The organism is Variovorax monticola (assembly GCF_051216855.1).
GTDB lineage: Bacteria > Pseudomonadota > Gammaproteobacteria > Burkholderiales > Burkholderiaceae_C > Variovorax.
The window spans coordinates 464,097-477,303 of sequence record NZ_JBPJZP010000004.1 but is presented as its reverse complement, the minus strand read 5'-3'; the positions used below and the strand labels follow the sequence as shown (position 1 = coordinate 477,303).

Annotated in this window: 11 protein-coding genes; 5 read left to right on the top strand and 6 right to left on the bottom strand. The window is 70.1% G+C overall.

Translation table 11 applies throughout. The features are described 5' to 3' along the window. Positions 1 to 30: 30 nt before the first annotated feature. The 6 genes from ACSFA5_RS16820 to ACSFA5_RS16795 are packed head-to-tail and all read right to left on the bottom strand — an operon-like array spanning position 31 to position 6,926. Entirely contained in the window at positions 31 to 1,209 is a 1,179-nt protein-coding gene (locus ACSFA5_RS16820; protein WP_435445176.1) for an amidase, read from the bottom strand. A gap of 43 nt (positions 1,210 to 1,252) precedes the next feature. Further along, a complete protein-coding gene (locus tag ACSFA5_RS16815) occupies positions 1,253 to 2,242 on the bottom strand; it encodes an ABC transporter ATP-binding protein (RefSeq protein ID WP_435445361.1) in 990 nt (329 codons plus the stop codon). Between the two features lie 56 nt (positions 2,243 to 2,298). Then, positions 2,299 to 3,339, bottom strand: a complete 1,041-nt coding sequence (locus ACSFA5_RS16810) for an ABC transporter ATP-binding protein (RefSeq protein WP_435445175.1) — start codon at positions 3,337 to 3,339, stop codon at positions 2,299 to 2,301. 4 nt (positions 3,340 to 3,343) lie between these two features. Further along, positions 3,344 to 4,249: an ABC transporter permease gene (locus tag ACSFA5_RS16805; protein ID WP_435445174.1), complete on the bottom strand. Its 906-nt coding sequence runs from the start codon at positions 4,247 to 4,249 to the stop codon at positions 3,344 to 3,346. A gap of 21 nt (positions 4,250 to 4,270) precedes the next feature. Continuing rightward, positions 4,271 to 5,224 carry an ABC transporter permease gene (locus ACSFA5_RS16800; RefSeq protein ID WP_435445173.1) on the bottom strand — a complete coding sequence of 318 codons (954 nt, stop codon included), beginning with the start codon at positions 5,222 to 5,224 and terminating at the stop codon, positions 4,271 to 4,273. A 37-nt stretch (positions 5,225 to 5,261) separates the two neighbouring features. Beyond that, a complete protein-coding gene (locus ACSFA5_RS16795; RefSeq protein ID WP_435445172.1) occupies positions 5,262 to 6,926 on the bottom strand; it encodes an ABC transporter substrate-binding protein in 1,665 nt (554 codons plus the stop codon). 210 nt (positions 6,927 to 7,136) lie between these two features. On the opposite strand from ACSFA5_RS16795, the gene ACSFA5_RS16790 reads away from it, so the two are divergent. The 5 genes from ACSFA5_RS16790 (at position 7,137) to ACSFA5_RS16770 (ending at position 13,080) form a co-directional block, all read left to right on the top strand. Further along, positions 7,137 to 7,877, top strand: a complete 741-nt coding sequence (locus ACSFA5_RS16790) for a peptidoglycan-binding protein (RefSeq protein WP_435445171.1) — start codon at positions 7,137 to 7,139, stop codon at positions 7,875 to 7,877. An 80-nt stretch (positions 7,878 to 7,957) separates the two neighbouring features. Beyond that, positions 7,958 to 8,989, top strand: a complete 1,032-nt coding sequence (gene pyrC / locus ACSFA5_RS16785; protein ID WP_435445170.1) for a dihydroorotase — start codon at positions 7,958 to 7,960, stop codon at positions 8,987 to 8,989. After that, positions 8,986 to 9,846: an NYN domain-containing protein gene (locus tag ACSFA5_RS16780; protein WP_435445169.1), complete on the top strand. Its 861-nt coding sequence runs from the start codon at positions 8,986 to 8,988 to the stop codon at positions 9,844 to 9,846. The genes pyrC and ACSFA5_RS16780 overlap by 4 nt, the downstream gene beginning before the upstream one ends. Next, positions 9,843 to 10,616, top strand: coding sequence for a DUF3025 domain-containing protein (locus tag ACSFA5_RS16775; RefSeq protein WP_435445168.1), 774 nt, complete (start codon positions 9,843 to 9,845; stop codon positions 10,614 to 10,616). The genes ACSFA5_RS16780 and ACSFA5_RS16775 overlap by 4 nt, the downstream gene beginning before the upstream one ends. 106 nt (positions 10,617 to 10,722) lie before the next feature. Beyond that, entirely contained in the window at positions 10,723 to 13,080 is a 2,358-nt protein-coding gene (locus tag ACSFA5_RS16770) for an IgaA/UmoB family intracellular growth attenuator (RefSeq protein WP_435445167.1), read from the top strand. The last annotated feature ends 127 nt before the right edge of the window (positions 13,081 to 13,207 follow it).

Sequence of the window (13,207 nt, the reverse complement as noted above, 5' to 3'; positions counted from 1 at the left end):
CGGACCGAGGGGCCCCGGTTCCGCTCAGGCTCAGGCCGCCAGGCGCTCGGCCAGCGCGACCAGCGAGCGGTCCGACCCCGCCGGCCCCAGCATCGAGAGGCCCAGCGGTGCGCCGTTGCGCGTCGCCAGCGGCATCGACAGCTGCGCAAAACCGGCCAGCCCCGCGATGCACAGCATCCGGATCGCGCGGTTGCGATAGTCCTCCAGCGAGGCCTCGCTGTCGCTGCGCAGCGGCGCGATGTCGGGCATGGTCGGCATCAGCAGCACGCCGTCGTCGCCCAGCAGCGCGGCCAGGTGGTCGCGAAACGCGGCGCGGAAGGTGCGGGCCGTGGCCACCTGCGCGTCGGTCACCTCGCGCGACCACGCGAAGCGCTCGGCCACGCCCGGGCCCAGCGGCGGCGCGTAGCGCTCGATCAGCGGGCCGTCGGTCAGCCAGGCCTCGCGCGACTGCAGGTAGCGAAAGTTCCAGAACATCGTGTCGAACGAGTCGAGCGCCACGGCGGTGCCTTGCGCCGGGCCGAACAGCGCCTGCGCGCGGTCGGCCGCGCCCTGCAGCGCGTCGGCGGCCGCGGGCACGGCCAGCGCCCACACGTCGTCGGGGCGCAGCAGGCGAACGCGCGCGGGCAGCGGCGCCGTGTCGGCACCCAGCAGCACGTCGGCCACGCGGGCGAAGGTGCCGACGTCGCGCGCGAACCAGCCGCAGGTGTCGAAGCTGGGCGCCAGGTCGAGCGCGCCCTCCAGGCTCACGCGGCCGTGCGTGGGGCGCAGGCCGTACAGGCCGCAGTGGTTGGCCGGCGCGCGCACCGAGCCGCCGGTGTCGGTGCCCAGCGCGAAGTCGCACAGGCCCGACGACACGGCAGAGGCCGAGCCCGACGAGCTGCCGCCGGTGATGCGGTCCCTGGCGGCACCGTTGACGGGCGCGCCGAAGTGCGCGTTGTTGCCGTTCATCGAGAACGCGAGCTCGTCGGTCACGGTCTTGCCCGCGAAGCGCGCGCCGGCGTCGAGCAGCTTCTGCACGGTCGGCGCGGTCCGCGTCTTGATGCCCGACATCGCCAGCACGATGGGGTTGCCGCCGCCCGTGGGGTAGCCGGCCACGTCGAACAGGTCTTTCGCGGCAAAGCTCAGGTCGGCCAGCGGGCCGGTGGTGGCGCGCGGCACCGGCGCGTCGGGGTAGGGAACGAATGCGTGGGCGGGGTCGTGCAAAGGCATGGCGTGGGCGCACGGAGCGCAGTGAAACTGTGACGATGAAAGGTCAGGCGACAAGCACCGGCGCCATGGCCGCCGCCGCATCGGTGTGGATGCAGCGTGCGCGGTGATTCTGCGCGAGCTCCACCACCGGCGGTTGCGCGGCGCGGCAGGCGTCGCTGGCGAGCGTGCAGCGCTCGGCGAAGGCGCAGCCCGGCGGCAGCGCGGACAGGTCGGGCGGCGCGCCGCCGATGGTTTCCAGCCGCGTGCCGCGCGCCAGTGCGCCGTGCGCGCGGCTCTTGAGCAGCGCAATGGTGTACGGATGGCGCGGCGAGCGAATCAGCTCGCGCGCCGTGCCTTCCTCCACGATGCGCCCCGCATACATCACGGCGATGCGGTCGGCCACCTCGACGGCGGCGCCGATGTCGTGCGTGACGAAGATCACCGACAGCCCCAGGTCGCGCTGCAGCTCGCGCAACAGCAGCAGGATCTGGATCTGCACGGTGGCATCGAGCGCGGTGGTGGGCTCGTCGGCCAGCAGCAGCTGGGGCTTGCAGGCCAGCGCGAGCGCGATCATGGCGCGCTGGCGCATGCCGCCCGACATCTCGTGCGGATAGGCCTGCAGCCGCCGCTCGGGGCTGGGAATGCGCACGCGCTCGAACAGGGCCAGCGCGCGTTGCTGCGCCTCGGCCTGGCTCACGGATTCATGGCGGCGGATCGACTCGACGATCTGCGCGCCCACCGAATACACCGGGTCGAGCGCCAGCAGGGGCTCCTGGAAGATCATCGACGCGACCTTGCCGCGAAAGTCGGCCAGCGCGCGCTGCGACATCGCCAGCACGTCGCGCCCGGCCACCTGCACCGTGCCGCCCATGCGCGTGCGGCGCTCGGGGTGCAGGCGCAGCAGGGTGCGCAGGGTCACGCTCTTGCCCGAGCCCGATTCGCCGATCAGCGCGACGACCTCGCCGCGCTGCACCTCCAGGCTCACGCCGCTGACGGCCTGCACGGGCTTGCGTGCGCCGCTGAAAGTAACGCTGAGGTCGCGCAGGCGGACCATCGGCCCGGTGCCGGCGTCTTTCGTTGCCGTTGTTGCTGCTGTTGTCGTTGCGGCGCTCATGCGGCCTTCCTCTGGAACGTGGGCGCCATCGGGTGGCCGCTGCCCGCCTCGTGGATCAGGCAGCTGACCGCATGCTGCGCGCCGGTGGCGATGCGCTCGGGCACCACGCGGCTGCACACCGGCGCGGCGAGTGCGCAGCGCGGATGAAAGCGGCAGCCCGAGGGCGGGTCGATGGGGTTCGGCGGATCGCCCGCGAGCGCGGCTTCTTCGGTGCGGTGGTCGGGGTCCATCGACGGCATGGAGGACAGCAGCGCGCGCGTGTAGGGGTGCGCGGGCGCTTCGTACAGCGCGTCGGACGGCCCGATTTCTGCCACCTGGCCCAGGTACATGACCATGACGCGGTCGCTCACGTAGCGCACCACGTTCAGGTCGTGGCTGATGAACACGTAGGTCAGGCCGAACTCGGCCTTCAGGTCGAGCAGCAGGTTGATGACCTGGGCCTCCACGGACTTGTCGAGCGCGGACACGGCTTCGTCGAGGATGACCATGCGCGGCTGCAGCGCCAGCGCCCGCGCGATGTTGACGCGCTGTCGCTGCCCGCCCGACAGTTCGTGCGGATAGCGTTCGGCAAAGCGCTGGGGCGCGAGGCCCACGCGCGCCAGCAGGTCGCGCGCCCGCGCCACCGATTCGCGCCGCGACACGCCGTGCACCTGGGGGCCGAAGGCGATGGAGTCTTCGATGGTGAGGCGCGGGTTGAGCGAGGCGTAGCTGTCCTGGAACACCATCTGCACCTGGCGGCGAAACTCCTTGAGCGGCAGGTCGCGGCTGCCGACCTCGCGCCCGTCGAACACGACGTCGCCGCGTGTCGGCTCGATGAGCTGCATCAACAGGCGCGCGGTGGTCGACTTGCCGCAGCCCGACTCGCCGACCACGCCGAGCGTTTCGCCCTTGAGCACTTCGAAGTCCACGCCGTCCACGGCGCGCACCACGCCGCCGCCCCGACCCAGCGGATCTTTCTTCAGCGGGAAGTGCTTGACCAGGCCTGTGACGGTGAGCAGCGGCTGGGCCGGGCCGCCTATGTCTTTCAGTGCGTCCATGGCGTCAGCCCTTGTTGTCCATCGCCGAGCGCAACCCATCCGACAGGATGTTGAAGGAAATCGAGGTGATGAAGATCATCGCCCCCGGCAGCGCCGCCACCCAGGGCTGCACGTAGATCGCGGTGCGCAGCGTGTTGAGCATCAGGCCCCATTCGGGCTCGGGCGGCTTCACGCCCAGGCCCAGGAACGACAGGCCCGAGGCCAGGATCATCGACACCGCGATCAGGCTGGTGGCGTACACGAAGATGGGGCCCAGCACATTGCCCAGCACATGCACCCGCACGATGGTGAAGGGGCTGGCGCCCGAGGCGCGCGCCGCCTCCACGTAGTCGCGCGTGCGCACCTGCGTGGTCACGCTCTCGGCCACGCGCGCGATCTGCGGAATGAACACGATGGTCAGCGAGATCAGCGAATTGACCACGCCCGCGCCCAGCGTGCCCGACAGCGCAATGGCCAGCAACACCGACGGGAAGGCGTAGAACACGTCGATGGTGCGCATGATGAGCGTGTTGACGATGCCGCCCGCATAGCCCGCGACAATGCCGATCACCGTGCCCAGCACGAACGCGCACAGCACCGGCGTGATGCCGATGAACAGCGACAGCCGCGCACCCACGATCAACCGCGAGAGCATGTCGCGGCCCAGTTCGTCGCTGCCCAGCGGCAGGCCCTCGGTGCCGATGGGCTTCAGGCGCTTGAGCATCGACGCCTGGTAGGGGTCGGACGGCGCGATCCACGGGCCGAACAGCGCCAGCGCAATCAGCAGCAGCACCACCACGGCCGCGCCCACGGCCACCGGGTCGCGCCGCAGGCGCAGCCACACCGAGGCCCAGTAGCCGCGCGAGCGCTGCATCGTCAGTGGTTCGAGAGCGGAAGGGGAGGAAGGAGAAGAAGCGAGCACGGTGGACATGGGGGTGTGTCTTTGTCTTCTTCAGGCCCGCGCGATGCGCGGGTCGAGCAAGGTCTGCAGCACGTCGACCAGCAGGTTGAGCAGCACGAAGAACAGCGCCAGCACCAGGATCGTTCCCTGCAGCAGCGGCAGGTCGCGCTGGAAGATGGCCGAGTTCAGCAAAAAGCCGGTGCCCGGCCACGAGAACACGGTCTCGATGAGGATGGAGCCGCCGAGCAGGTAGCCCAGCTGAAGGCCCATCACCGCCAGCGCCGTGGGCGCCGCGTTCTTCACCATGTGGCGGAACACGCCGACGTGCGTGAGCCCCTTGGCGCGCAGCCCGACGATGAACTCCTGGTCGAGGATGTCGGCCACCAGCGCACGCACCGTGCGCGCGATGATGCCCATCGGAATCACCGACATGGTGAGCGCCGGCAGCACCAGGAACTGCAGGTGCTCCCAGTTCCAGGCCCAGTCGCCCGAGCCGCCGGGCCCTGCGCCGGTGGCCGGCAGCCACATCAGCTGCGACGAGAACACGATGACCATCACCATGCCCAGCCAGTAGTGCGGCACGCTCACGCCCAGCACCGAGAACATCGAGGCGAAGCGGTCGACCCACGAGCCGCGGAAGTACCCCGCCACGAAGCCGAACAGGCAGCCCAGCACGAAGCCGATGAAGGTGGCCACCACCGCCAGCCGCAGCGTGTTGCCCACGGCGGTGAACACCTCGCCGGCCACCGCGCGGTTGCTGGCGATGGAGGTGCCCAGGTCGCCGTGCAGCGCACGCCAGAGCCACAGGGCGAACTGCTCGGGCAGCGAGCGGTTGAAGCCGTACAGCTCGCGCAGCTGCGCCTGCAGCTCCACCGAGGCGTCGGGCGGCAGGATCGACACCAGCGGGTCTCCCGGCGCGATGTGCACGAGCAGGAAGCACACGAGGGCCACGCCGATCATGATCGGCACGGCGTAGATCACGCGGCGCAGGAGGTAGGCGAACATGGGCAGTGGCTGGCTCGTGGCTGGCTGAAGGAAATGCTCAGTCCATCGTCATCGTCGCGATGTCGATGAACCAGCTCTTGGGCTGCACCACGTTCTTCACCTTGGCCGACATGGCGCGCGGACCCACGTCGTGCGCGATCCACACGAAGGGCGCGTCGTCCACGATGTGCGTGTGCAGCTTGGCGAGCGCGGCGTCGCGCGCCTTGTCGTCGAAGCTGGTGCGCGCATCGGCCACCAGCTTGTCGACCTCGGGGTTGCCGTAGTAGCCCCAGTTGTTCGACACCGGCGGAAAGGCCTTGGTGCTCACGAAGCGCACCATCGCGAAGAATGGGTCCATCGCCGCGAAGCTGATGTTGACCGCATTGGCGCCGTTGGCCGACGGGTCCTTCGCGCCCTTGCGCCAGTTGGTGAACAGCGTGTTCCATTCGATGACGTCGAACTGCACGTCGAAGAAGCACTGCTTGAGCGACTGCTGCGCAAACTCGTTCATGGGCAGCGGCTGCATCTGGCCCGAGCCCGAGGCCGAGATCTGCACCTTCACCTTGATCGGCTTGGCCGCCGAGTAGCCGGCCTGCGTCATGAGGGCCTGCGCGGCCTTCACGTCGTAGCGGATGTCGAAGGTCGGCTTGCCGAACCACGGGTGGCCCGGCGGCACGGTGCCCTTGGGCTCGGCCATCATGCCGCCCAGCAGCTGCTTCATGCCGCCACGGTCGATGCACAGGTTGGCGGCCTGGCGCACGCGCTTGTCCAGCCAGGGCGAGCCCTCGGCGAACGACAGCTGCCAGGGCCATACATGCGGCTGCGCGTTCGAATACACCTTGAAGCCGCGCTGCGTGATCTGCGCCATGGCGTCGGGCGAGGGCGCCTCGATCCAGTCGACCTGGCCCCCCAGCAGCGCGGCGGTGCGCGCGTTGGCCTCGGGCATGGGGATCATCACGACCTTGTCGATCTTGGGCACGCGCCTGGCGTCCCAGTAGGTCTTGTTGGCGGCGAGCTCCAGCCGCTCGCGCGCCACGAAGCGCGTGACCTTGAACGGGCCCGAGCCCGACGGGTCGGCGGCGAAGGCGGTCCAGGCGGCCTTGGACTTGTCGGCAGGCGTGGCCCCGGCGGCGGCGTCGAACTTCTTCTGCCAGTGCGCGGGCGAGGCCATGAACAGGTTCGACAGGTTGATCGGCAGGAAGGCGTCGGGCTCGCTGGTGACGAGCTCCACCGTCAGGTCGTCGATCTTGCGGGCCGACCTGAGCGTGGGCATGCGCGAAGCCGTCACGCCGACCTGGCTGGGGTCGAACTGCGGGGCGTCCTTGTCGAGCACCTTCTGCACGTTCCACACCACGGCGTCGGCGGTGAAGGCCGAGCCGTCGTGGAACTTGACGCCCGGGCGCAGCTTGAAGACCCACCTGGTCTTGTCCTTGGCGTCGACCGCCCACGAGGTGGAAAGCCCCGGAATCAGCACGCTGGGCGCGTCGGCCTTGGAAAGGTCCCACTGCGTGAGCGAGTCGTAGATGGGGATGCCGGTGAAGCGGTTGCCCTCGAAACCCTGGTCGGGCTGGCCCAGCGTGCGCGGAATGTCGGCGGCCGTCATGGCGATGCGCAGCGTTTTCTCCTGCGCCATGGCGCCGGGCGCGGCCAGCATCAGGGCGGCGAGTGCCGCGCAGGCGGCCAGGGGGTTCAGAAAAAACAAGGCAGGGGCGGCACGCTTCACATGGAACTCCGGTGGAGGGGTGGCTGAAAGGTTCAAGAGAAGCTCTCAAGCACGACATGTGCCAGCCGTTGAAACCGTTGGCCGTTCGCATGCGTACATGTCCTTGCCGGCTACGCCATCCGGCGAATGGACGCGCCACGGCTGCGTTTCGACAATGCAAACGTTCGCATTCCAGAGTCCGCGATGCCCCCGCCAGGAGAAAGCAAGTCGATGATCATGCTGAAACAGGGTTGGCGCGGTGCCGACGTCCGCCGCTTGCAGGAAGCGCTGAACCGCAAGCTGTCGCCCAGCCCCGCGCTGGCCATCGACGGCGACTACGGCCCGCGCACCCGCGCCGCTGTGCTGCGCCTGCAGGCCGCGCACTGGCTGGTGGAAGACGGCGAGGCCGGCCCCTGCACGCAGAACGTGGCCTTCGACGGCGAGCGCGAGGCGCCCATCCTGCATCCGGTGGCGCTGATTCCGCCGCCGGAGCCCGCGCTGTGCTGGGCCGCCGGCATCGCGATGATGACCCGCTCCACCGTGTCGGCGGTGCTGGCGCGCACGCCCGGCGACCTGATGGCCACCGACGGCGCGTTGCAGCCCTTTCCCGATGGCCGCCAAGAGGGAGCCGAAGGCGGGACGGAAGGCGACCGGCGCTTTGCGCAGGCGCACGGCCTCACGGTGCGCGCGCCGTCGCCCTGGTCGCTCCGGTCGCTGCGCGCCGCGCTGCAGGAGGGGCCGGTCATGCTCGACATGCTGTGGGGCCCCAAGGGCTATGCGCAGGGCGTGGGCCGGCCCGGCCACACGGTGGTGGTTGCGGGCATTCGCGGCGACTGCGACCCGAGCGGGCGCGGCACCACGCTGCGCGTGTTCGACCCCTGGCCGCCGAAGAAGGGCGCCCGCAGCTCGGTCAATTTCTACAAGTGGGTGCAGGCCGCGGGGGCGCGCACCTGCCGGGTGTTCCAGCGGTAGCGGCCACTGCCGAACGCTGGGTGCAACGCCGGCTGCAACGCCCCGCGCGCCGCGGGGCCGATGCGACAATCGCCCCCGCCATGACAGACACCCTCACGATCACCCGCCCCGACGACTGGCACCTGCACGTGCGCGATGGCGCCGCCCTCGAAGCCGTCGTTCCCCACAGCGCGCGCCAGTTCGGCCGCGCGCTGATCATGCCCAACCTGCGTCCGCCTGTGACCACCGCCGCCCAGGCGCTGGCCTACCGCGACCGCATCCGCGCCGCCGTGCCCGAAGGCGTGGCCTTCGAGCCCGTGATGTCGCTCTACCTCACCGACAAGCTGCCGCCCGAAGAAATCGCACTTGCGGCCGAGGCCGGCGTGCGCGCGCTCAAGCTCTACCCGGCCGGCGCCACCACCAACAGCGATGCCGGCGTGACCGACATCCGCCACACCTACAAGACGCTGGAAGCCATGCAGAAGCACGGCCTCTTGCTGCTGGTGCACGGCGAGGTGACCGACCCGGCCATCGACCTGTTCGACCGCGAAGCCGTGTTCGTCGACCGTGTGATGATTCCGCTGCGCCGCGACTTCCCCGAGCTCAAGGTGGTGTTCGAGCACCTGACCACCAGGGAGGGTGCGCATTACGTGCGCGACGCCGGCCGCTTCACGGCCGCCACCATCACCGCGCACCACCTGCTGTACAACCGCAACGCCATCTTCACCGGCGGCATCCGTCCGCACTACTACTGCCTGCCCGTGCTCAAGCGCGAGACGCACCGCGTGGCGCTGGTCGAGGCGGCCACCAGCGGCAGCGACCGCTTCTTCCTGGGCACCGACAGCGCGCCGCACCCGGCGCACCTGAAGGAACACGCGCTCGGCTGCGCGGGCTGCTACACCGCGCTGACCGCCATCGAGCTCTATGCCGAAGCCTTCGACAGCGTGAACGCGCTCGACAAGCTCGAAGGCTTCGCGAGCTTCCACGGCCCCGACTTCTACGCGCTGCCGCGCCACACCGACACCATCACGCTCCAGCGCGAAAGCTGGACCGTGCCCGAGACCGTGCCCTACGGCGAAGCCACGCTCAAGCCCTTGCGCGGCGGCGAAACGATCAACTGGAAGCTCGCATGAACCCGACACCGCGCGTGATGCTGCTGATCGACGCCGACAACGTCTCGGCCGACGTGATCGAACAGGCCGTGCAGCGCACCATGGACGACTACGGCGCCATCCATGTGCGCCGCGCCTACTGCAACGCCGAGATGGCGGTGAACCGGCAGGCGATGTTCAAGCGGCTGCAGGTGCGCCCGATGGTGAACCTGTCGACCGGCAAGAACAGCACCGACATCGCGCTCGCGGTCGACGCCATCGACCTCGTGATCGACGAGCGGCCCGACGTGGTGGTGCTGGTGTCTTCCGACTCCGACTTCGCACCGCTGGTGATCCGGCTGCGCGAAAAGGGCTGCCGCGTGTGCGGCATCGGCCAGCAGGGCAAGACGGGCGAAGAAACGGTCGGCATCTACGACGCGTTCATCGACCTCGAACACCACGGCGTGAAGCCCGCGGTGCGCACGGCGGCCGCGAAGAAGGTGGCGGCCAAGTCGGCGCCCGCGAAGAAGACACGAACGACGCGCGCGAAGAGCGCGGTCGCTGCACCGGCGGCCCCCGCGTCCGCGCCGGCACCGGTTGCCCGCAAGGCCGCGGCCAAGACGCCAGCCCGCAAGACGGCGAAGGCGGCCAAGCCGCAAGTGCCGCAAAAACCGCAGAAGCCGCCCACCTCCGAAGCGGCCGAGTTCATCCTGCAGGCCGTGCCCGCCCTGCGCAACGGCAAGGACGTGCAGCTCAACGACGTGGCCCAGGCCCTGCGCGCGGCCGGCCTGCTCGGCAAGCACGGCAGCTCGCTCAAGCTGTTCGACAAGCTCACGGCGGAGTTCGTGGTGATGCAGCACCCCGACCGCATCCGCTGGACGGGCGCCTCCGCGTCTTGAGCCTGCCGGCCGTCGACTGGGCGCAGCCCTGGCTGGCGCCCTATCGCGCCCACGGCGAAGCGGTGGCGCAGACCGCGCGGCACACCTCGGTGGCCGCCGCGCTGCAAGGCGCCAGGCCGGCTTCGGCGCCCGGCTTCGTGGCACAGCATGCGTTGCCCGCGGGCCGTGCCTACGAAGCGCACATCTTCCAGACCCGCACCGTTCCCACCCGCGACAACCTGCACGACCTGTTCAACGGCCTCGTGTGGCTCGCGTTTCCGCAGGCCAAGCGCCGCCTCAACGAGCTGCAGGCGGGCGAGATCGCGCGTGCGGGCGTCGGCGACGTGCGCGGGCCGCTGCGCGACGCGCTCACGCTGTTCGACGAGAACGGTGCGCTGCTCGATGCGCCGCCCGCGCTGTGGCAAGCCCTTGTCGCGCGCGACTGGCACACGCTGTTCGTCGCACGGCGCGGCCTGTGGAACGAAGCACGGCTGCTGCTGTTCGGCCACGCGCTGCTCGAGAAACTCGTGACGCCGCGCAAGCCCATCACCGCGCACGTGCTGCTTGCGCAAGACCTGCGCGGGTTCTTGTCGACCGACGGTGCGGCCGACGCAGCCGACGCAGCCGATGCGTTGATCGCGCGAAATTTCGATGCCAGGCGGCTGGAAACGAAGCCTTTCGTTCCGCTGCCGGTGCTCGGCGTCCCGGGCTGGTGCGCGGACAATGTGGCCGCGTCCTTCTACGCCGACGCGCAGGTCTTCCGGCCGTTGCCGAAGACCCCGACCTCCTAGCTTTCGCAGCGCTTCGTGCATGCGGGCCCGTGGCCCCGCAGTTCCGTTGCGCGCCGCGTCGCGGGGTGTCGCACAGCATTTCAATCAGAGGAGAGTCAATAAAAACATGGACACCGTCATCATCGTTCTCAAGGTCGGGCTGATCGTCTACGCGATCTACAGCCTCATCGTCTACGCCTCGCGCCGCTCCGGCAACAAGAGTGCGCTGAAGGGATTTCGCGACACGCCGGTGCTGCGCCGCATCACCGACGAAGAAAAATCCGCGCTGCAGCCGTTCCTGATGGGGCAGGGCCTCACCGTCGAAGACGACGTGCGCGAACTCGGCGGCGCCTTCGTGCGCCACGGCCTGCAGTCGCAGGGCTCGTCCACCGAGCACGACACCATCGGCGACGTCGACGTGCTGCTGCCCTACGACGCCATCGAGTACGTCGAGGCCTGCAACCAGGCGCTGGTGGTGCTGAGCAAGAAGTGCGCGGTGGTGATCCGCGTGAACGGCTTCGACCTGCTCGAAGGCCGCCAGCGCGCGCAGCGCCAGCAGGCACAAGACGCGCAGTGGAAGCGCGGCGAGCCCGGCGCGCTGCCCAGCCTCGACGAAGTGGAACCCGGCGCCGGCCTGCTTGCGCCCGAGGCCGCCGCCGCGGTGGCCAGCGACCCGGACGCGCGCTACAGGCGTGGCGAGGTCGTCATCCTGAACCAGCGTGCCGAGACGCCCGAAGAAGCAGCGAGCCGCGTGGGCCGTGGCATCGGTTGGGGCTCGGCGCTGGTGTGGCTGCTGGCGTTCGCGCTGCTCTGGCTCGCCACCTGGGACGCCATGCGCGCTGCGCAGGCGTACCTGCTGGGCGCGGGGCTGCTCGCGGGCCTGTGCGCCGCGTGGCTCTTCGTGCGCCGGCCTTCCGGCACGTCGGCCGAGCGCCATCCGCAACAGGTCAACCGCGTGCGCGGCATGCTCAACGAGATTGCCTTGGTCAACGCGGGCAACGTGGCGATCAAGCGGGTCGGCCTTTTTCTGGGCGACAAGCTCAGCGTCGCACTGCCTTCGCACTGGGCGCATGCGTCTTGCGCGCGGTACGGCGAGGTGATCGAGGCCGAACTGCGCGCCAGCGACTGCAGCGCGGTGAGCTTCGGCGACAAGTGGTCGGTGGCCGACGAATGGCGGCGCTTTCGCCCCGTGTACTGGGGGCGCCATCTGCTGCACCTGCTGATCGGGCTGCTCGCGCTGGGGGCGTTGGCGCTGTCGCTGCCCGATCCGCGCGCCGACCTGCCCGGCGACCTGGCGCTGGTCGCGCAATCGGTCTTCCATGAAGAAGCCCCGGCGTACACCGACGCCGCGCAACTGGCCGACCAGCCGCCCAGGTGGAGCAGCCGGGTGAGCCTGAAGGGCGAAGGCCGCTGCGAGATCGACATGGGCGGCCAGGGCAACGGCAACCACACGGCACCTGCGGTCGACTGCAGCCAGGTGCGCTGGAACGGCCAGGCGCCCGTGGTGCCCGACCTGAAGATCCCCGAGAGCATCGTGGCGCTCGGCAGCCCCGACTTCATTCGCGCGTCGGAAAACGGCATTGCCGCCAGCCTCATGGCGATGCTGCGCATGCAGCTGGGCCAGGGGGCCGACCCGCTGGCGGCCTACCGAGCGCGCGAGAGCGTGCCGATGGTCGTGCGCCATTTCGACCGCACCGTGGCCACGGTGGACGCGGCGTGCAAGGACAGCGAAGGCCTGTCGCCGGGCGGCTGCCGCAACCTGCAGCAGGCCATCGTGAACGCGGTGGAAGCCACGCTCGAGAAGGACGGCACCGACACCCCGATCCGCAGCTGGGCGGTGCTGGCCGCGAGCGCGGCGCCGGACAAGGAAAACGCCGACCTCGTGCTGACGCGCAGCCAGCTGGCCACCCTGCAGCGCGCCGTGCGGCAGTCGGTCGACGCTTTGGTGGCAGCGAAGATCGAGGCGGCGCGTCCCGCCATCGTGCCGGCCCGCGGCGGCGTGGTGCTGGTGTCCACGTCGCCGATCGGCGCGGTGCAGCGCCAGGCGAACGAACAAGACACCACCGTGGCCACCGACGCCGATGCGGCGGCCGTCGACGCCGAAGCCGCAGCTGCAGCCGAAGCCGAAGCCGACGTGGCTGTCGACGGCGACGACACCGGCGACAAATCGCTGCTCGGCCGCTGGGCGCGCCTGCAGCGCAATGCCGCGCCCGAAGGCGTGAAGCCCTTCGTTCTTGCGGGCCTTGTGACGGCCAGCGACACCGACGGCTCGGGCGCGGTGCGCCTGCACATCGACCCGCACCGCGACGCCACGCAACTCGCCGCGGCCGGCGCGCACACGCTGTGGTGGGCGTTCGGGCTGGCGCTGGTGCTGGTCAACGGCGTGTTGTTCGCGTTGCGCTTCGCGCAGGACATGCGCCGCCGCAGCCGGCTGCACGCCGACGTCGCCACCCGCCCGGCGCCGGGTGCGACAGGCCTTTTCTGAAGGCGGCTACAGGCCTTTGCGACGTCGGGGAATACCGGGGCGCCGCAACTTTTGCTCCTATCATGGTTCCCCGGCTGCCACCACGCGGAGCGACCTGCAACGCACGACAACACCCGGGGCCTCCATG